Source organism: Streptomyces sichuanensis, assembly GCF_020328095.1.
GTDB lineage: Bacteria > Actinomycetota > Actinomycetes > Streptomycetales > Streptomycetaceae > Streptomyces > Streptomyces cinnamoneus.
On the sequence record NZ_JAIXMK010000004.1, the window covers coordinates 32,256 to 51,440 of the forward strand.

19 protein-coding genes and 1 pseudogene are annotated in these 19,185 nt (G+C 68.8%); 5 read left to right on the forward strand and 15 right to left on the reverse strand.

Features of this window, described 5'->3' with window-relative positions; all coding sequences use genetic code 11:
- Positions 1–29 precede the first annotated feature (29 nt).
- On the reverse strand, positions 30–365 hold the full coding sequence (locus tag LE181_RS01870) for a hypothetical protein (protein WP_225659101.1): 336 nt from the start codon (positions 363–365) through the stop codon (positions 30–32).
- Positions 366–641: 276 nt separating this feature from the next.
- Between LE181_RS01870 and LE181_RS01875 the strand changes: the two genes are divergently transcribed.
- Positions 642–884: a hypothetical protein gene (locus tag LE181_RS01875; protein ID WP_225659102.1), complete on the forward strand. Its 243-nt coding sequence runs from the start codon at positions 642–644 to the stop codon at positions 882–884.
- A gap of 308 nt (positions 885–1,192) precedes the next feature.
- Here the strand turns inward: LE181_RS01875 and LE181_RS01880 are convergent, their stop codons facing one another.
- The 5 genes from LE181_RS01880 to LE181_RS01900 form a co-directional block, all read right to left on the reverse strand.
- Complete coding sequence (locus LE181_RS01880) at positions 1,193–2,380, reverse strand: methyltransferase domain-containing protein (protein WP_225659103.1); 1,188 nt, start codon at positions 2,378–2,380, stop codon at positions 1,193–1,195.
- The gene (tgmB, locus tag LE181_RS01885) at positions 2,377–3,342 is read right to left on the reverse strand and encodes an ATP-grasp ribosomal peptide maturase (protein ID WP_225659104.1); all 966 of its coding nucleotides are present in this window, start codon (positions 3,340–3,342) and stop codon (positions 2,377–2,379) included. Before tgmB ends, LE181_RS01880 begins: the two co-directional genes overlap by 4 nt.
- Positions 3,343–3,350: 8 nt before the next feature.
- Positions 3,351–3,644: a hypothetical protein gene (locus LE181_RS01890; protein ID WP_225659105.1), complete on the reverse strand. Its 294-nt coding sequence runs from the start codon at positions 3,642–3,644 to the stop codon at positions 3,351–3,353.
- Between the two features lie 335 nt (positions 3,645–3,979).
- The gene (locus LE181_RS01895; RefSeq protein ID WP_225659106.1) at positions 3,980–4,180 is read right to left on the reverse strand and encodes a DUF397 domain-containing protein; all 201 of its coding nucleotides are present in this window, start codon (positions 4,178–4,180) and stop codon (positions 3,980–3,982) included.
- Between the two features lie 10 nt (positions 4,181–4,190).
- Entirely contained in the window at positions 4,191–5,048 is an 858-nt protein-coding gene (locus LE181_RS01900; protein ID WP_225659107.1) for a helix-turn-helix domain-containing protein, read from the reverse strand.
- 240 nt (positions 5,049–5,288) lie between these two features.
- Between LE181_RS01900 and LE181_RS01905 the strand changes: the two genes are divergently transcribed.
- From LE181_RS01905 to LE181_RS01915, 3 genes are read left to right on the forward strand one after another with little or no spacing between them, the layout of a single operon-like run.
- Positions 5,289–5,750, forward strand: a complete 462-nt coding sequence (locus tag LE181_RS01905) for an ATP-binding protein (protein ID WP_225659108.1) — start codon at positions 5,289–5,291, stop codon at positions 5,748–5,750.
- A gap of 20 nt (positions 5,751–5,770) precedes the next feature.
- Positions 5,771–6,007, forward strand: a complete 237-nt coding sequence (locus LE181_RS01910; RefSeq protein WP_225659109.1) for a hypothetical protein — start codon at positions 5,771–5,773, stop codon at positions 6,005–6,007.
- Positions 5,994–6,365: a hypothetical protein gene (locus LE181_RS01915; RefSeq protein ID WP_225659110.1), complete on the forward strand. Its 372-nt coding sequence runs from the start codon at positions 5,994–5,996 to the stop codon at positions 6,363–6,365. Before LE181_RS01910 ends, LE181_RS01915 begins: the two co-directional genes overlap by 14 nt.
- A gap of 133 nt (positions 6,366–6,498) precedes the next feature.
- On the opposite strand, the gene LE181_RS01920 is transcribed toward LE181_RS01915, so the two are convergent.
- From LE181_RS01920 to LE181_RS01950, 6 genes and pseudogenes are all read right to left on the reverse strand, one after another.
- Positions 6,499–6,756, reverse strand: a complete 258-nt coding sequence (locus LE181_RS01920) for a hypothetical protein (RefSeq protein WP_225659111.1) — start codon at positions 6,754–6,756, stop codon at positions 6,499–6,501.
- The gene (locus tag LE181_RS01925; RefSeq protein WP_225659112.1) at positions 6,753–7,001 is read right to left on the reverse strand and encodes a hypothetical protein; all 249 of its coding nucleotides are present in this window, start codon (positions 6,999–7,001) and stop codon (positions 6,753–6,755) included. Before LE181_RS01925 ends, LE181_RS01920 begins: the two co-directional genes overlap by 4 nt.
- Before the next feature lie 64 nt (positions 7,002–7,065).
- Positions 7,066–7,242 (reverse strand): hypothetical protein, encoded by a 177-nt coding sequence (locus LE181_RS01930; RefSeq protein WP_225659364.1) that lies wholly within the window; start codon positions 7,240–7,242, stop codon positions 7,066–7,068.
- Positions 7,243–7,812: 570 nt separating this feature from the next.
- Positions 7,813–8,361: pseudogene (locus tag LE181_RS01935) on the reverse strand (DNA cytosine methyltransferase); the annotation flags it as partial.
- Positions 8,292–9,152, reverse strand: a complete 861-nt coding sequence (locus LE181_RS01940; protein WP_225659113.1) for a peptidoglycan-binding protein — start codon at positions 9,150–9,152, stop codon at positions 8,292–8,294. The gene LE181_RS01940 and the pseudogene LE181_RS01935, both read right to left, overlap by 70 nt.
- A gap of 412 nt (positions 9,153–9,564) precedes the next feature.
- Positions 9,565–10,527: a hypothetical protein gene (locus LE181_RS01950; RefSeq protein WP_225659115.1), complete on the reverse strand. Its 963-nt coding sequence runs from the start codon at positions 10,525–10,527 to the stop codon at positions 9,565–9,567.
- 154 nt (positions 10,528–10,681) lie between these two features.
- Here LE181_RS01950 and LE181_RS01955 point away from each other — a divergent pair, with 154 nt between their 5' ends.
- Entirely contained in the window at positions 10,682–11,515 is an 834-nt protein-coding gene (locus LE181_RS01955) for a hypothetical protein (RefSeq protein WP_225659116.1), read from the forward strand.
- Positions 11,516–11,537: 22 nt separating this feature from the next.
- Here LE181_RS01955 and LE181_RS01960 read toward each other — a convergent pair whose 3' ends face one another.
- From LE181_RS01960 to LE181_RS01970, 3 genes are read right to left on the reverse strand one after another with little or no spacing between them, the layout of a single operon-like run.
- Positions 11,538–12,833, reverse strand: coding sequence for a siphovirus ReqiPepy6 Gp37-like family protein (locus LE181_RS01960; RefSeq protein ID WP_225659352.1), 1,296 nt, complete (start codon positions 12,831–12,833; stop codon positions 11,538–11,540).
- Positions 12,728–14,266 carry a phage tail family protein gene (locus tag LE181_RS01965; protein WP_225659117.1) on the reverse strand — a complete coding sequence of 513 codons (1,539 nt, stop codon included), beginning with the start codon at positions 14,264–14,266 and terminating at the stop codon, positions 12,728–12,730. The genes LE181_RS01960 and LE181_RS01965 overlap by 106 nt, the downstream gene beginning before the upstream one ends.
- Positions 14,267–14,314: 48 nt before the next feature.
- Complete coding sequence (locus LE181_RS01970; RefSeq protein ID WP_225659118.1) at positions 14,315–19,141, reverse strand: hypothetical protein; 4,827 nt, start codon at positions 19,139–19,141, stop codon at positions 14,315–14,317.
- Positions 19,142–19,185 lie beyond the last annotated feature (44 nt).

Below are 19,185 nucleotides of genomic sequence, written 5' to 3' on the forward strand. Positions count from 1 at the left end.
GCGTAGGTGCACTGTCACAGGACGGGGAGTTACGCGGGCGGGCCGGGGTGGCCGTTGATGATCTGCAACAGCGTCTGCACCGTCGCGTCGCTCATGCGCGGGCGGTAGTCGCGGGTGCGGGGGACGCCGGGGCGTGAGACCGGCTGGGGCGGGTCCTGCTGCTTGCCGCCGCTGGTGTTGACCAGGGTGTAGTAGTGCGTGAGGCGGTTGATCGCGTCGATGGTCTGCGCGAGGAACAGGTCAGTCTGGGACCAGCGGCCCCGGGACGGGTCGGCGTCCTCGGCCTGCGCTTCGAGGTCGGCCGGCGGCGCGTTGTTGCGCAGGGCGGTCATGGTCGCTGCCTCGGGCGGAAGGTGCTCGATCATGACGCGTACCTGCTGCCAGGTGAGATGGCCCCGGTGCAGGTCTCGCCCCGCCGAAGGGCAACAAGACCCGTGTGGCGCCCTGCCCGCCCGAGCTCGCCGCGGCCGTCAACGCGCACGTCGCCGGGTTCGGCACAGTGGACGTGACGCTGCCGTGAGTGGACCCGGACCGGACGAACCTGCCGTGGAACAAACGCCCACTGGTTATGATGCGCCTACTGGTCACCACCACGCGCACCGGCGGGAAGAGCGGCGGCGCGATCAACCGGTCCACGTTCGATGAGAAGCAACTGGAAGCCGGCCCTTGTCGCGGCCGGGGTGATCCCGGAGCCGGAGATCACCGTCATCCCGCGGCCCGATCGGCCGGCGCTGCGTCGCGTGAAGTGGGCGATGCCGCGCGAGGACGGCTCCCACGTCCTCCGCCACGCCTTCGCGTCGGTCGTCCTGGCGGCGCAGACGCAGGCCCGGATGCCGAGTACTCCGGCGGATTCTCCCAAGAGCCCCAAAAGAAGCCCCCTCTGAGCCTGTTTTCGCAGGTCAGAGGGGGTTAGAGGCGGACGGGTCGGCCTGTACGCCGGGTTCTGTTACCTAGGGGGCGCTCACCTGCGAGGATGCCCGCCGCACCGCCTCTGACCTGCGGAATCTGAGTTTCCTAGCGTTTCAAGGGTAGCGGCGCTTTGTGGGCTCGCACCCCCCATCCGCTCCCCAGTTCTCCCCAGATTCTCCCCAGGAATTGGGCGCGTCTGACGACGTCAGAGCCCTCAGGAACAACAAGAACGCCCCGCTCGGCCAGGTGCCGGACGGGGCGTTCCCGTATGCTCAGGGCGGGGCTATGCGGTGGGCGCGAGATCCCACCGGCGGCCGTCGGTCGTGTGGCACACGGATGCACGACCGTCGGGTTCGCGGACGTATTCGAAGCGATCTTGGGTGGGGCGGCTGGTGTCGTTCCACCATGTCCACGCGGCCTCGACTTGCTGCCAGAGGTCGAGTGGTCCGCCGTAGGTGACGACGCCGACGTCCTGTCCGGCGAGGGGGGCTCGGGCCCATGAGCCGTCGCTCTGCTGGAGCTGGAGCGACAGAGCGCCGGCGTCGTCACGGTGGTAAACGAGCTTTGCCCCGGGGAGATGGAAGGCGAGCAGTAGCCGGAAGGGGTAGTGCGTGCGGATGTCGGCTGCTGTGACGGGGGTCGGGCGTTTGCCGGCCTCGGGGGCGGCGGGTGCATGGTTGGGGTGGGGGTAGACGCGGGCGTCGGTCCGTGCGGCCATGAAGCGGCCGGTGGTGCGGGTGAACATTCCGCGCGCCTGGTGGTCCTTGTCGGTGGTCAGGCGGACAAGGCCGCCTTCGATGCCGAGGGCGATGTCGGTGTGGATGACGGATCCGGACTTCGTCTGCTCGATCCAGGCTTGGGGGATGGACGGCACGGAGCAGGTGGCGATGATCCGGTCGAATGGACCGCCGCCGGGGTAGCCGGTCTGCCCATCAGCGGAGGCGAGCTGCGGGGCATATCCGATCTTGGAAAGACGGCGTTCCGCGGTCCGGACGAGCTCGGGGTCGATGTCGACGGAGTGCACGGCGCGGTCGCCGAGGCGGGCGCACAGAAGGGCGGCGTTGTAGCCGGTGCCGGTGCCCACTTCGAGGACGCGGTGCCCGTCCTCTACGGAGAGTTCTTCCAGCATTCCGGCCATGAGGCTTGGCAGGGTGCTGGACGAGGTGGGGATGCCGGTCCACGCCGATTCATCGACCCGCTGGGCGGTGTCGGGGTCGAGGGCCGTAACGAGGGTGGTGTCGCGGTACACCGCGGCAAGGTCGTCTTCAGTGGCGCCGGCCTGGCGGCGACGCCACACGGTGATGCCTTTGTCGTTGGTCTCCTGTTCGTACCACTTCGGCACGAACACGTGTCGAGGCACGGTGGCGAACGCCTCGGCCCACCCGGGAGACCGAACCACGCCGGCCTTGGTGAGCTCGTCGGCGAGCGCGGCCATGTACGGCCGGGCCGCTTCGGGGGCGGGGTCGGTCACGTGGCGACTCCTGTCAGTTCGTCGGCGATGGCTTCGGCGATGGGCAGTCCGGTGGCGGCCTGTATCCAGTCCCACTGGCCGCACGGGTTCGCCTCCAAGAACGTCCATGCGCCCTCGGGCGACACGATGAAGTCGAGTGCGGCAAACCGGAGCTCAAGGCGCTCCATCAAGCGCCGCACTCCCTCGGCGACGTCCTCGGGCGTCTCGGTCGCCCGGTAGGTCAGTGACGGGTAGTCGCTGCGCCAGTCTGTAAATGCCTTGGAGCTGCCGGCATGCACTTCCGCGGCGAGCAGCCGGTCACCGGCAACGGTGAGCCGTACCTCGTGCGCTTTGTCGACCCATGCCTGAAAGAGGTGGGCAGTGGTGTCGATGCCTCGCAGGTCGTCGAGATCCCGTTCGGTGAGCTTGCGCGTGTAGACGATCTTGAGCTCGTCGGCCTCGATGAATACGGGCGAAGCAACGGGCTTGCAGATGAGGGGGCCGCCGACGTCGCCGGCGAAAGCGAGGACCGCGTCGGGGCTGTTGGTGATGAGGGTCGGGGGGATGGTGAGGCCGCACTCGCGGGCCGCGGCGAGCTGGAGGGGCTTGTACTCGGCGCGGGACATGGCGGCGGGGTGGTTGACCCATCGGCAGTCGAGGGCCGAGATGATGCCGCCGAGTCCGGCGCGGGCCTGGGCTGCCGCGAACCTTCGCTCAGGCTCGGACATGCCCTCGGCCAGGCGGAACGGGGTCGGTCTGCGGTAGTAGACGCCGCCGATCTCGGCGAGGTCCACGACGCGGTGAGGGGTGGAAAGCCCGCCGGCCCACCCTCGCCGGGCGTCAATGCGCCCGGCGAGGGTGAGCCGTTGCGGGAACTCGGCGGTGTCCATGCGGAACACCTCCACCCCTCGGTCAGCGAGCACCTTCACGACACGGTCGGTCGGCCAGTCGTCTTGGGCCGCGATCACGAGGATGGGAGCCATAGGGATGCTCAGTCCTTGACGCCCTCGTCGAGGGGTGGCGGGTTCGTGGTGTCGCCGTCCGGAATGGTGGGGTCTTCTGTCTGCATGTACGGCAGGGGGCCGTCGTACAGGCCGACAGACATCTGCACCTGCTCGTCGTAGAACGCCGGCGGCTTGACGGTGGCTTTGGTGGGGTCGGGGGAGATAGCGAATCGAAGGATCCACGGGCGGCTGCCGGTGTGGGTCGGGGGCTCGCTGCTGTAGAGGAGCGACCCTCCCTCAGGTGCGAGCGGGAATGCTTCCCGCGGGTGCGCGATGGTCACAGCCGGTCCTCTCGTTGACGTTGGTCGATCGGACAAGGGATGGCTCGGGCAATCCCCCCGCGGATGCCTGAGCGTGGCAGAAATCAGCAGGCAGTAGAGGGCGTCATTCGGGAAACCGCGCCCTGAACCGTCAGCAGAACCTGGCGAGTTGAGTGTCGCGTCGGGCTTTGTTCGGCGGCCCGGAGCGGCGATGCAGGGACGGTAGCGCTGTCGCCACTCCGGTGCAAGGGTGGGGCGGAAGTCGCACTGTTGAGGCTCACGTACCTACGTTGGGCCCCATGTACGCCAAAAGCCCCCCACCTGCATCGATGGGGGGCGTGCACCGGGGGTGATCGCTAGATCAGGTCATCAAGGCGCCCTGACTTGACGCCGCTGATCAGCATGCGGAGGTGTCCCGCGGTCGTCGTGATGACGTCGTCCGGGGTGTCGCTCTCCCTGATTGCGATCAAGTGCGAAGCGTGCGCGATTTCAACGCAAGCTTGGTTATTGTCGCCGCCAGAGAACGAGGACTTCTGCCATATGAGTTCGCCGGTCATAGCTGTTCTCTCACAATTCCTTTGCGATGCGTCGGATAAACTTGCTCGATTCGCCGGGGTCGAGCGCTATGTCCGCCACGGAATCCAACAGGGCCCGGTAGCGCGACAGCTGAGCCTCTGCGTCGAGGAACCCGGCATCAAACGCACTGTCGATCTGCACGGTGTCGAGTTGCGGAATCGGCCCGCCTGCGTACAGCAGCGAATGAACCGAGCTCGTGATCCGCTTTTCGAACGGGATCACGCGAATCGTGACGGTCGGGAAATCCGGCATGTCGCTTAGGAACTCTAGCTGTTCCCGCATGGTCTCAGGCTCGCAGTAGCGCATGCGCAGTGCAGCCTCGTGGATGAACGCTTCGAACTTCGGCGGCGCTGGCCTGTCGAAGATCTCCCGGCGGCTGAGTCGGTGCTTAACCCTGGCATTCAGCTCGGCCGCCGGCAGAGCAGGCATTGAAGAGATGCTATTTGACATCACCTCGCGTGCGTACTCGGCGGTCTGGAAGATTCCCGGGATGTGCAACATCTGCACGTCCCGCAGGTACGTTGCGTGGTGCTCAAGCTCAGACAGGTCAAGGAATCCCGGCGACAGTATCCCCCGGTACTCCTCCCACCAACCCTTACTGCGCTCGTCTGCCATGGCGGCGAGTGCGTCAATGAGGTGTTTGTCTGTTGCGGAGTAGTAGGCGGCCAAACGTCGGACTCTCTCCGCGCTGATGCCGTATCGGCCGGATTCGATGTGGCTCACCTGTGCGCGCTCGCCACCCAGGTAAGCGGCCACCTTGCTGCCGGACATGCCTGCCTTTTCACGGAGCTTGCGCAGTTCAGCCCCGAGTCGCCGCTGCCGCGCGGTCGGGTAACTCCTCGGCGGCATCGCCCCTCCCTCTGCCTCGTCGGTCTGAGTGTGCCGCCTACTGTGCCACGCTCTCAAACCTTTGGGCCCGGCGTACCACTGTTGCACCGTCCCACAGGTGGGCCCTATGGTCCCATGTAGCACCGCACAGCACGCCGGGAAGAGCCGAAGTGCAGCTGCCTGCACGCCTGTTGACGGGCGCTCCGGGGGGTGGCCAAGCCACGGACGACGTGCGGTGCGGCCTACCGTTGGGAGACCTCCGTGCGTACAACGATGCTCAATCCCAGCACCACCGACCTTGTCTTATCCGAGACGTGCCGCCTCGTCGTGCGGGCGAGACCTGCGACTGCAAAGGTCGCTCGTGACGCGGTTGCGGCGTTCCTGGCCGGGACCGGTCACCACCCCCATGCCGTCGAAGACGCGCGTACCTGCGTGTCTGACGCCGTCGCGTACATCCTCAACCGCGAGACGCAAGCCGTGCACATGACGGTGACGGCCCGTGTTGTCCCCCAGGGGGTCACTGTCACGGTCGAGGACAGAGTCGAACTCGAACCGACCACCCTCCTCGGCTGGCTCACTCCCACAGACCTCGGCAAGGAACCGTTGCTCGCGGTTCTGCGCCGAGTCACGCTCTGGTGCCGTGTCTCCCCGACCTGGGGGCTCGGCAGGCGGGGAACGCGCGTGACCTTCGAGCTGTCGAGCGCGGGGCGGGTGCACGCATGATCAGGCCCCGAGGCTTCAGCGTGACTCACGTCGGTTGGCGCGCCCATCGCGTGTACTGGGTCCACTTCGACACGCGTCTGCTCGTCGAGCTGAAACCGGACCTCGCCCGTGACCTGGCCTACGAGCTTGCCGCGTACACCGGCCTTGATGTCGCGCCGGCCGAATCACGAGGCGCGCGTGCGGTGCGGCGGTTACGGTCGCTCGTCCGCCGGTGGCCCGCCCCCCTGGGCAAGGGGGCGTCGCATGCGCGCCGTTGACCCCGGGCCCGTGATGATCGGGATCATCGTCATCACGCTGTCGATCCTCGCCCTGGCCCTGCTCGTCATGTGGTGGGCCATGCCGAGCCCCCGCCGGGCGTTCACGCCGCCCCCTGTCGGCGTCCCCGGTATGCGCTTCCGTTGCTACTGCCACGAGGACCCCATCACCGTGATCGTGCTCGCCTCGCCCGAGCACGAGCAGCAGCTCGCCGCCCGCGCTCGCCGGCAGCGCCGCCACCGCCGGCATGCCCGGCTCTCGCCGCGGCGACTGTGGCACCGCAGCCGTCCTGCATCGACCGATCACGAGGGGGCGGGCGGTACAGGCAGGGGGAGATCTCCCGCACCGGCGGCCCTGTAGGCGTCCCGGGCGGTGAATCCCCCGAGTAGGGCCCGGTCGACACCCTTCGACCGGGCCCTACTTCATGCCCTATAACTGCAAAGAGCGCCCCCGCTCCGGCCAGAGGCCGGGGCGGGGGCGGGGGCGGGTCGTATCAGTGGCCGGTGGTGGCCTGCCAGATGGACACGATCACCGCGGCGATGCTGACCACGGCGGCGAGGGAGGGCAGGGGCCACCGGCTACGTTCGACGGCGTCGAGGCGGGTGTCGAGGTCGGTCAGACGCTGGTCGGTCTGGTCGCCCCTCTGAACCAGGAGGGCGAGGGCACCGTCAGCGCGAGCGAAACCGACCTCCATGACGCCCCGGAGTCGTTCCAGCTCGACGGCGACGTCCGAAGGGGTCGGGTCGGTCACGCGGTCCCCTTGTCCGTGGGGGTCGGCGGGATGGCCGGGTCGGTGCGCAGCCATCGGGGCAGGAGTGCCTGCACCCCGGGGATGGCCATGATGCGGGTCAGGCCGGCAGCGACGGCCAGGGCGCCGGCCGCCCACGGGAGGGTCGCAGGGATACCGGCGGCATCAACAATGACCGGCAGGAGCGCGGCGAGGGTGATCGCGGTCTGCACGGTGGTGCGGATGGTGCGGCGGGTGGCGTCTGTCAAGGTGGGGGCTTCCTTTGATCATGCGGTGACCGGGGACGTTCTTGAGAGCGCCCCGGGGTGAAGGTCAGGGGTCGGCAGTGGGCGGGGCGAGCGGGTCGTGGCCGCGGGCGGCGGCGCGGTCGCGGAGGTGTTCGAGCGCGGTGACCGCTTGCAGGGGGAGGACCCCGTTGCCGAGTGCTTTGAGCTGGGCGGTGCGGGACAGGCCCGGGACGGCGGTGACGTGGCCTGGCGGAAGACCCATCATCCATTCGACCAGCAGGGGGTTCAGTCGTCCCAGAGCATCGGTTGCCCGGGGGGCATGACGTCCGACGATGGGCGTCCACCGGTCGACGGCGTCGGCATAGGGCCCCCATGGGTTTTCCCCTTCGCGGCCGGAGGCCCGCTCGAGTGACCCGTCTGCCGGGGGCCGCCGGTGTCGTCCGTCGCCCTGGTTGCCGGGCGGAGTGAACAGACCTCGGCTGCCAGGCTCTTCCCGTGCGTCCCGGCCTCCTGTGACGGGGTTCTTCGGGTCGCCCGGTTCTCGTTCGGGGAGGCGCGAGGGGTGGGCAACAGGGTGGTGTCGAGTGCGGAGACGGCCGAGCGGAGGTTCATACCCCCCTGCCGGCCGCTGCTGTGCCCTGCGCCCGTGGCCTCGGACGCTGATGGTGTGGGCAGAAGCGCCTGCGCGGTGGGACATCGCGCCGTGCGTCCGCCGGGCCGGATTGGTGTTGCAGGCGTGGTTGCCAGGTGCGCTACGACCGTGGGGAGCTGCCCCCTCTGGCCGCCGCCCTTGTAGTCCCGGGCTGCCGGGGTCGGCAGGCCACGCGAGGATGAACAGGCGGTTCCTCTGGTGCGGGGCGCCCACGTCGGACGCGCGTACACAGACCCATTCCGCATCCCACCCGAGGGCGGCAAGGTCGGCGAGGACGTCGCTGAAGCCCAGACCAACGTGAGCTGCGACATTCTCAAGGAATGCGACTCGGGGTCGTAGTGTGCCAAGGGCGCGTGCGATGTGCGGCCAGATGTGGCGGGGATCGTCGGTTCCCTTCCTCTTGCCGGCGGTGCTGAACGGCTGGCACGGATACCCACCCACCAGAACGTCGACCGGTTCAACGTCGTCCCAGGACAGGGTGGTGATGTCGCCGAGGTTCGGCGTCTGGGGGTAGTGGTGGGCAAGGATCTTGGCGGGGCCGGGGTCGGGGTCGGCTACCCACGTGAGGGTGCCGCCGGCCACGTGCTGCACCGCCATGTCGAGGCCGCCGTAGCCGCTGCACAGCGAACCGATACGCAAGAGGGCGTCAGCGGCAGGACTCACGAGGCGCCGGCGGTCCGGGGCACCTTCAGCGCGGCCCACTGGAGCGGGCCGGGCCAGCCGTCGCACTCATGCGGCGCGTCGCCGATCTTGCGCTGCCACTTCCGAAAGCTCTCGCGGTCGGCGGACGTCCACTGCGGCCCCGGGCCCTCGCGGTAGGCGGAGCAGTTCTCTTCGACCAGGCGCCGACCCATGGCCGTGATGATCGGCGAGGCGGGCGCGTCACGGAACCACCGCTCTCCGGGGAACGGCTCATACCCACCACCGGCGCCACGGTCGTGGTCGCGATCGGGCTGGTCGTCACCCTCGGGGATGTCGTCCGTACTCGCCTCGTGCCCGAAGAACGTGACCCCCTTCTCCCCCCGCCAGCCCGGATCGGCGAGCACCACACCCTCCGGGTACGCGGGGATGCCGTACCCGTGAATGTAGGAGCTGTGGCGGGGGCGGGTCATGAGGTAGACGCCGTCACCTTCGGGGGAGCCGGTGCCACCGTTGGTGTTGCCTTCCACGGTGGTGATCTCCGCGTCGGTGTAGGACACGACTATGCCGGTATGGGAGCCACCGCCGGGACCGAAGTACACGATGCCGCCGATCACCGGGTAGTCGGTGTAGCGGCCCCGGACCTGAAACCACTCGACCCCCTCGGCGCAGGAAGCGGTGACGGGGGCGAGGTCGGCGGCGCCGGCCTCCTGGAAGCACCAGCTCACGAACGTGTGGCACCACGGCTCACCCTGGGCCCACTCCAGGCCCTCGACGGCCGGCGCGTACCGCTGGATGTTGTTCCAGTGGCCGTCTTCCCACCCTTCCTGATAGCCGATCTCGTCTCGGGCAACAGCAATCACATCATGGGCAACTGACATATGGGTTACTCCTGTTGGATATACGAAGGCCCCATGTCGTCGTGGCATGGGGCCTGGGATACGCCACCGTTTCTTTGGCGGCTTGAATTCGTTGGGCTGTGCGTAGGGGTCTGCCAAGAGACAGGAGAGAAAGCCGTGGAACACGAACTACGCGCAGAAGCCGCGGATGGCGCTTCGCCGGGCGACGGCAATGCAGTCAAAACCTGGCACGTAGTGCGGATGGAAGATTCCACGGCGCTTTGTGGTCGTGATCTTCATCCCGCTGCTCCTACGCGGTCTGTCGACCTCTGGGGCACCGGCCAAGTCCCCATCTGCCACAGCTGCGGGGCTCTGTACCTGCGGGAAACTCCCTGACGCTGTCGTGTCATCCGGTGAGTCGGCGGGGAGTGGCGCAGGCATCCAGGGGTGAGGGTCAGGCGTCGATGGCGAAGCGAATGGAATCGAGGTAGATCCACTTCACCGGGCTCTGCACCTGTGCTTGGAGCTGGCCCGGGTACGGGTCGGTGCCAGAAGTGACGTCGATGCGGATCGAGCTGTTCTTCACCGCGTTGAACGACGTTGCGCAGATGAAAGACCGCATGTACTTCGGCCGTGCTTCGGGCGGCAGGACGGCCAACAGCCAGCTGTCAGCGACGTTGAAGTCCTTGCCGTCCTTGCGCTCTACGGACCCGCTCAATTCGATCGTGCCGTTGACCAGGCGCCACCGGGGGTTACCGCCGTGCGGGGCGACGTCGGCGGGGAGGGGCAGGGGCTGCCAGGGGCCGGGGGACAGAGGGGTCCAGGTGCCGTTGGTGTAGATCTCCATGCGGTCTTCGGCCTGAAGGTAGGCCAGCTTGCCGGGCACCGGCCGTTCCGGTGACGCCGCGCGGGCGGCGGCGGTGGCGTAGACCGTCTGCGTCAGGGCGTACACCCGCTCGTCCACGATGTCCCGGGGGGCGATGGCGCCGGCCTGCGGGGCCACGGCTACCCGGCACAGCGGCACGTCGAAGACGCCGTCCTGCCCCTGGCTGAGCGCCGGGGGCCGAGGCTGGGCTGCCGGGGTGCCCTGGAGGTAGGCGACGGAGATGCGCTGGCCGGTGCGGGTGAGGCGGATGGTGATCCGGTCGACGCGCGGCTGCGTGCCGGTGTTGGCGGCGATCACCACGTGGCGTTCGGCGTCGGAGTAGTAGTGGAACCCCTGGACCGTGGCGTGACCGGGGGCGACGTTGACGGTCATGTCCTGGCCGGTTGCCGTGGTGGCGAGGGGGTCGGCGGGGTCACTGGTGCGCGGGGCACGGATGCCGTCGGTCTGCCACATGGACGTCATCTGTGACCACTGCTCGCTCGTGACGGTCGTGCCGGCGCCGCTGTCGAAGGGAAAGTAGTACTCGGCCAAAGGGGCCTTTCATGATGGTTGGACTCAGTGTGGTGTAGATGCCTCACAGCAACCCATGTGGGTGCGTCGGGCTGGCCTCAGGGAGTCGAACGGTCGAGCCTAGGAGTGACTTTCCCCTATTAGTCAGTATCACTGCCTGAGCCCTGGAGGGTAGATGACTGAAAGCCCACGCAACGTTGATAAAAAGCCATGGCACAAGCGGGCCGTCGCGCGAGTTGGGGTAGCTATCGGGACCGTTATTGTGGGGCTTGTTACCGCTTGGGCTGTTGGCCTCTTCAGTTCCGGAAAAGCAGAGATCGGGGGGAGGACGGTAGAGTTTCCCATCTTCACCAAAGGAGAAGGTGCGCCGACTCTGCGCGCATATGTTGAACCTGGCGAAAGTAATGGGTGCGAGGAGGGGAAGGTTAGTTTCGTCTATCCAAACAAGCCTTCAGACCCGCTAATGAATACGCCGCCGGGGTCAGGACCTCGCAAGAATGGAAAGACGTGGGATAAAGATCCGGAAGCGTTCGGCGCAGTACCGGCAGGCCCCGCCTGGCTCTCCGTGCTTGCAACATCAGAGGACGAGCGTGCAGTGATTATCAAGAATATTGTCTTCCATGTCCAAGACAGCGGACCCCGAATCGACGGAACAATCGTAACGCCTGAAGGTGGATGTGGCGACGGAGTCACCTATCACCTTGGCCGAGTTGACCTCAGCAAAGCTCCCCCCTACTGGGCTGAACTTCCAGATGGATACCAGGACGTCCGGTCAGACGACTTGAAATTCCCATACAAGGCGTCACGATCTGATCCGGCTTTTTTGCACATTCAAGTGGACCCTGGAATGATGCGCCGCAAATGGTATGCAGAGCTTTATTGGGAAGATGGGCAGCGCTCAGGAAAGGTTAGACTTCCCGAACATGGCGCCTGGAGCACGACGCCGTCAAAGGGATTGTCGACGGTTTCATGGACAGATGGGGTGAGAACTCTGACACCCCCAACTTGATTCCAGCTCATACCCGAATTAGTCAGTAGCGGGTGTTGAGGGCATGCACGGCCTGCCACAGACGCCGGACCTGGGTGTAGAGGGCTGGGGTTTGGGTGGCGGCTTCGGTGCCGACGGTGGCCTGTACGGAGTTGGAGTCCGCGGTGTCCGTCAGGTGCACCTCGCGGACGGGGTGGACGAGGTCAGTGCCGGCGGCGGTGGTGACGGTGACCGTGTCGCCCGTGCGGTAGTCGCGCCCGTACTGGCACTGCTCGGTATCGATCGGCGCAAGGGACAATTCGGCTTGCGCCCCGCCCTGCTGAAGGGCGTTGATGGCCGAGGTGCGCAGGGACCGGAACTGCTCGTCCGTGTCGTCCGTCCGGCCGGGAATGGCGGTGTCGCGCTGGTCCACGAACGTCTCCCCCACCCGTGCCCACTCGGCCTCGGCGTCGGGGGTGGTCCATTGCCAGAAGAACCGGTCCTTGCCCTGCCCTTGAGCGGCGACGACGGCGCGCGTCGTGCGGGGCGCGGTGAGCTGGTAGGAGTAGGAGCTGAGGTTGCCCAGGTCGGGTGAGAAGCGGACGGCTCCGCGCAGGTCACGGGTGGTGCCGACCTGGAGGGCGAGGCGGGGCGTGGTGGGGTCGGGCTGGGTGATCCGCACGGACAGGCCGGCCGTGGAGGCGAGCGTCTGTGTCGCGGACAGAAGGGTGTCGAAGCGCAGCGAGACCTTCGTGGGGGCGCCGCGGCCGGTCGTCGGGCCGGGGTCCAGGCCCAGGACGCGCCGGTCCGGCAACGCGCTCGGCCCGGCGTTGGCGGCGACGAGGCGGTTGATGATGTCGCCGGCCGGGCCCGCGGACGACCAGTAGTCGACGCCGTAGCGGCCGTTGCCGGTGTCGGGGGCGCGGGTGGGGTCGGGGAAGGCGAGGCGGGCGGCGAGTGCGGTGTTGTCGCAGACGCCGGAGAAGGTCAGCGTCCCGCCGGTGGACGACCAGTTGTCACGGATGCTGGTGAGCGGTCCGGTCAGCAGGGGTTCGGGGGCGTCGTCGGACCAGATCATCACCCCGTGGCCGCCGGTGGCGAAGAGGTGGGCGTGGGGGTGGTCGGCGGGGAGGACGAGGGTCCAGGTGCCGACGTCGAGGTGGCGGACGATGACGTCCAGGGAGGTGTAGGAGTCGATCTGTCCGACACGGCGGAGGGCCGCGTCGCGGACGTCGACGCGGTAGCGCCGCAGGGTCAGGCTCCGAGGTGTCGTGGCTGATAGGTCAGGGTGACCGCAGACTCTTCCGACGCGCCGGTGGCGGTGAGGGCGATGCGGTTCTCCCCGGGGACGAGCTGCCAGAGGGAGGCCGGGCCGGTGAGGTAGGGCCAGAGGTTTTCGCCGCGGGTGCCGTCGGGGTTTTCCAGGTGGACGGCCTTGATGCCGGGGCGGGTGTCGATCACGACCGTCCGGCCGGCGGGGATGCCGTAGGACAAGATGAGCTGCTGGCCGGTAGTGCGGTTGGCCAGGCGGAGGGGGACGACGGGCTGACCTGCGTCCTGCTGGCCGAGGGGCCCGGTGATCCGCCAGACCGGCCACGCGTCCACGTCTGAGGTGACCTGGACCGGCAGGCCCTCGTCACTGATCACGCTCGGGGCGATCCGCAGGGGGAAGAAGGGGGTGGTGTGCGGTTCGCCGGCGGGGGTGGCGTCGAGGCGGGCGAGGGTGAGGTGATCGACGTCCAGCGGGGTGGCGTCAGACTGGATCACCGGCCGCACGGTCACCGTGCCCACGGGCATGCTCCCCGGGGCGGTCTCCAGCGGGTGGGCTGCGCCTCCGGCTGCGGGGGAGCTGTCGCTGTCCCACCCCCGGGCGTAGCCGGTGACCTCCACCCACCCGTCGGCGTCCGTGAGCGGAAGCCGCGCGGCGGTGATGAAGCGGGCCCCGTCGGGCCCCGCCCCCGCCAGGCCGACGGAGGCCGACGTGGGGACGTCGGCGGGTGCCTTGCCGCTGCGGCGCACCCGGGCCGTCAGGCGGTACAGACTCGACCCGTCGTAGGGGACCGCGGTCGTGGCCTCCGCCCGCCCGGCGGGAAGGCGGGTGTACTGGCCGTCCGTGACCCGGCGGTCGTTGAGCACCGTCCCGGCCGTCGTCCAGGCGGAGGGGTTGTTCATGGTGTCGGACAGCAGCGCCGTCCAGGACCCGGAGGGGTGAGAGAGGAACGCGGGCGCCCCGTGGACCCGGAAGGTCTCGGTGCGTTCGTCGCCGTAGAGGTAGGGGTCGGGGGCGCTGAGCTGGAGCCCGTAGCGGATGTAGGTGAGGCCGGCGGCGTCGGTGCCCTCGTCGCCCTCCATCCCGCTGGTGTAGTGCACGCGGATGCTACGGGCGGTGCCGTCGGCCTCCGCCACCCGCAGCGTGCACGGCCCGCGCCCGGCGACGACGGCGGCCACGAAGGAACGCTTCAGGGCCAGCAGCTCCGGGCGGGTCGGCGCCCACAGCAGCAGCGGCAGCGTGATCCGGCGCGAGGCGGCACGGGTCTTGACCAGGCGGCCACCGTCCATCCCCGCGTACTCCGTGACCGTGGCCTGCACCGGCGGTGCGTCCAGGCCGGTAGGCCCGGGGAGGATCGCGATGCACGCCCCCTTGTGGGACAGGTCCGCGGTGAGCAGGAAGTCCTGGCCGCCGGCGGTGAGGGTGACGCGGGGTGGGGTGTCGGGGGCCGCGTACTGCGGCTCCGGAAGGATGCCGGCCGAGACGATGGCCGACGGGGAATTCAGCGTGGCCAGTAAGGACACGCGCCAACCCCCTTTCATTCATGGGTGGTTGGCGCGTGCGCCGCTGGGTCAGGCGTACAGGACGTCCGCAAATCGCAGCGCGGACACAATCTGCTGCTCGGTGGGGACGCCGGGAACGGCGTGCAGGTGGATCACCGGGGCACTCCCCTGCGAACCGTCGTCCTGCGGGGTGGAGTTGAGCCCCTTGGAGTTGGCGATCATGTCCCACTGTGTCGGGGTGAAAACCGGCTCGGGCCGACCCAGGCCGTTGTAAACAAGGCTCAGCCCCGGCGGCAGATATCCGCCGCTGTCATACCCGCCCGGCCTGTCGAGCGCGGACAATGAACCGTACCTGTGGATTGCATAATTCAGGCCGGAATAGATATTAGCTAGCGGATCAATTGACGTGCCGTAGACGAACGGACCGGTATTCCTAAAAGGGCCCGCGTAGGCGTCAAAGGTCGGGCCGATTACCTGCATGAGACCGACTGACGGCGTGCCGTCGAGCCAGTTGATATCCCATGTGTTGACGATGCCGGGGTTTCCGCCGGATTCGTCGTTCATGCGGCGCAGGACGGTGTCGAGCCAGGAGGCGGGTTGGCCGAGCATGCTGAGGGCCTGGAGGACCTGCGGGGTCCACCGGGTGACTCCGCTGCCGCCGGTGTCGCCGCCCATCTGGGGGGTTCCGCCGGCGGAGAAGAAGCCCTTCACGAAGTCGACGACCGTGTCCTTCAGGCCGGTGACCGGGGCACGGAAGACCTGCCCGATCATCTGCGACCACGTGGCCGCATCCAGGCTGTCCAGGTCACCGAGGACCGGCTTCAGCAGGGCATCCATGGCCTTGCCCGGGTTGGCAAGCATGTCCGCAGCGCCCTTGACGCCGCGCCACGTCTTGGTGGCCTTGTCGCTGGTCCAGTCCCACGCCTTACCGGCCGACTCCTTGCCCCAGTCCAGGGCCGAGCCGAGGATGCCGCCCTTGGCGAGCATCTGCGTGCCGGCGGCCTGAAGGAGGCCGAGGGCGCGTGCCCGGTATTTGGGGTCGGTCGGGATGACGTATTCCGGGTATCGGGGATTCCCCTCACCAACGATGGCCGTCGGCCTGTTGAAGACCCCGGGGCGGACCGGAAGCGGGCCGCCGGAAGCAAGGAGAGGGAGTTTCTCCATCTTCAGCTTGTCGCCGATTCCGGGAATCCAGCCGGTCAGGGTGTTCCAGACGTCAAGGACGCCGTTATTCCAGACGGTCCCGATCACGAAATTGACCGGGTCCTTCGTGGCGCCCTCGATTTTCTTCCAGGAAATCGCGATGGCGTCCTTGGCATGGGCGAAGGCACTGGAGACGCTGTTGATGCCATCTTTCAGGGCGCCGAAGGCGGGCCGGATTCCGTTCTCCCAGGCCCACGAGATCGCCTCGGCTATCGCGCGCCAGGTCGGCTTGACGGCGTTGTAGTAGAGCCACGAGACGGCGGGTCCGAGGATGTTCTTCAGGAAGGACGCGAACGCGTCGACCGCAGGCTGGATGACGTAGGACCAGGCGGCGGCGATCGCGGCACCGATCAGCGCGAACGTCGGCTTCACCACGGCGTCGTAGAGAAGGACGATGACCGGCCACAGGATGTTCTTAATGAACGACCAGAACAGCTGAAGCGTCGGCCAAATCACCGTCTCCCAGGCGACCTTGATGACCTGGCCGATGAACTGGAACATCGGCCAGACGCACGTCATCGCGAAGTCCCGGACGACCGGGAACAACGTGTTCGCGATGACCGACCACAGGGCCGAGAACACCGGCTGAAGGACGCCAGCCCAGACGGCCGAAACCACCTGCCCGATGAACTGGAAAGCCGGAACGAAAGCGTTCTGCCAGAGCCACAGGACCGCCGGGACGACCCGCGTCATGATGAAGTCGGCGAGCCAGGAGAACGCCGGCTTGACGTACGTCGCCCAGATGGTTGAAAACTGAACCGCTATCCAGGCAAAAAAGGGGGAGAGCGTGGAGTTCCACAGCCACAGGAAGGCCGGAACGACCTGCCCCATGACGATGCCGGCGATCCAGTCGAAGACCGGCTTGATCACCGTCAGCCACGCCAGCAGGCAGGCGGCCTTGATGGCGTCCCAGCAGGCCAGTACGCCCGCGCGGAACCAGTCGAAGCGGTTCCAGAGGTAGACGACGGCCAGGCCGAGGGCGACGAGAGCGCCGATGACCAGCAGGATCAGGTCCATCGTCCAGCCGATGGGCGTCGCCTGGAGGAGGACGGCCATGGCGCCGGTGGCCGTGTTGACCAGCCATTCCGCCAGGGCGACGGCGCGCAGGCCGAGGCTGATGGTGATCAGCGCAACGCCGATGGCCTCCAGGACACCCGGGGGAACCAAAGCGATCAGGCGGGCGAGGTCACCGACGAAAAGGAGGGTGACCCCGGACATCGGCTGAAGGGCCGTCCAGAGGTTGCCTAGGGTGGTGCCGATATCGCGGAGGATTCCGCCGACGACCGGGCCGTTTTCGCGGATGCGGGCGAGGAAGGCGGCGAAGCCGGGTGAATCCCGAAGGCGCTCGCCCCAGTCGGCGAACCGTTTCGCCTCGTCGACCAGGCGCTGAGTGAAGCTCTCGGTGTGGGGAAGGGCGGCGTCGAGGGCTCCGGCAAAGCCCTTGAAGAAATACCCAACCGCCGTGCCCGTATTGCGAATTGCGGGCTGGATGGACTTGGTCAGGTCATCGCGGAACCGCGACCAGAACGGGGTTTTGAAGTCCGCCGACGTGGCGTCCATCAGCTCCCGCGTACCGGCGGCGGCAGCGCGCACCAGCGGTGTGAACGCAGGGAGGGATGCCCTGGCGCCGTCGAGGCCGCGGGTGAATAGCGGCATCACCTCCGGCTGAAGGGAGGCGGACCACTCCTTGAACGCGCCCTTGAGGGCCACGAAGGCGTCGAAGGTGGCGCGGGCCGAGGGCGAGAGGGCGTCGAGCGCGCGTTGGTACTTCTGCGCGGCGGTGTCGGCTGCCGACGTGGCGTCGGCCGCCTGCATCTGCGCGGCGGCCACCTGCCGCTCGGCATTCGCGATGGCGTCGGCCGCGGCAGCCTGCGCCCGCGCCACGCCGCGGACCGCGTCGCCCACCCGGGCCTGCGCGTCGGCGACGGCGCGGGCCTGGTCGGCGACCCGCTCGTGGGCCTGCGCGGCGGCGTCCTGCGCACGCCGGACCCCATCCGCGCCATCGATGCCGGCCGCGTTCGCCCGGCGGGTGTCAGCCTCCAAGCGGCGGTGCGCGAGGGACTGTTCCTTCAGGCCCTGGACGGCCTGGTCGTAGGTCAGCTGGGCCTGGTCCCGCTCCAGCTGGCTGGCCGCCGGGTCGGCGCGGACCTTGTCGAGGTCCTGTTTGGCCTGCGTCAGGCGCAGGGTGGCCGCCCGCTCGTTCAGGGCGGAGTCGGCGAGCTGGTTGCCCAGGTCTTCGAGCTGCCGGACGGCATCCGCGCGGGCCCGGGTCAGCTCCTGCTGTGCGCGCCGCTCGTCGTCCTGGGCGCGGGCAAGCTGCTGTTCGGCGCGGCGAACGCCGTCCTCGGCCTGGGCGACCTGCCGGTGGGCCGCGGCGATCTGCTCGGCGGCGTTGCGCTGGGCGGTGGCCAGGGCCCGGACGGCGCCTTCCTGCTGGGCTGCTCGCTGCGTGGCCGCGACGGCGGCTCGTGCGCCGTTGTCGGTGGCCTGCGCGGCGGCGTCCTCTGCGGCCTTCCTGGCCTGGAGAGCCTGGGCGATGCCGATGATCGCCGGGGCGGCGACGGCGCCGAGGACGGCGAAGCCGCTCGCGGCAACGACGGTGGCGGCGGCGAGGCCGGCAACCTGTCCGGCAAGGATCTCCGCGCCCGGGACGGTGGCGAGTCCGGCCAGGGCGAGGGTCAGGCCCATCGTCCCCAGCAGGGCCGGGGAGAAGTCGAAATCGATGCGCTTGCCGTCGAGGGCGTCGGCCTGCGCGCGGACGGCGGCCAGGGCGGCGGATGCCTGCGCGGCATCCACCCGGACGTCGATGTCCGCGTCCGAGGCGGCCAGGGCGGCCAGGCGGGCCTGGACGGCGTCGATCTGCGCCATGGCCGCGCCGGCGTCGACATCGATGCCGATGCGGGCGGCGGCAAGGGTGGTGAGCTGGGCGCGCAGGGCGGCGAGCTGGGCGCGGGCGGGGGCGGTGTCCGCGTCGATGTTGATCTCGGGCAGGGCGGCCTGCGCGGCCTGGACCTGGGCCCGCAGCCGTCCGCCGAAACTGCCGTCGGTCTCCAGGCGGATGACGCCAGGGCGGGCGGTGATGCGGTCGATCTCCTCGCGGACCGCGGCGAGGTGGGCGCGGGCGGCGGCGGTGTCCGCGCGAACCGTGACGTCCGGGTGCGCGGCGCCGAGGCGCAGAAGCTCGGCCTCCAGGGCCTCCGCTTCCGCGCGGGCGGCCTCGGCATCGATGTCGACCCCGACCGTCTTGCCGGCCAGGGCCTCCATGCGCACGCGCAGGGCCTGAAGGTCCGCGTCGGCCTCATCGGTGTCCGCGCCGATGGTGATCTTCGGCAGCGTCCGGAATGCTGCCTCCAGCCGGGTCTTCAGCGACCGGGCGAAGGCACCGCCGCTCTGCTCGCCCTCGCGGGTGGCCTGCTGGCGTGCCCGGGTGCCGCCCTGCCGGACGGCGTCGGGGATGGCGCGGCGGATCGCGGGGGCGAGGGCGGCGGCGATGTCGCGGCCGAGGGTGGTGCCGATCTGCGCGCCGCCGCCGACACCGGCGGTCATGGCCTGCGTGAACGCCCGCCCGGCCAGGCGCCCGGCCTCCTGCCCCGCCGTCGTGGCAGGTTCGGCAAGCGCCGTCTTCAGACGCTGGCCGATTCCCCGGGTGTTGGGGATGACCTGGACCTCGACGGAGCCGACGACGATTGCCACGGCGGCCCTCCTTACGTGCGGGAGTGGCCGCCGATCAGGCGGGC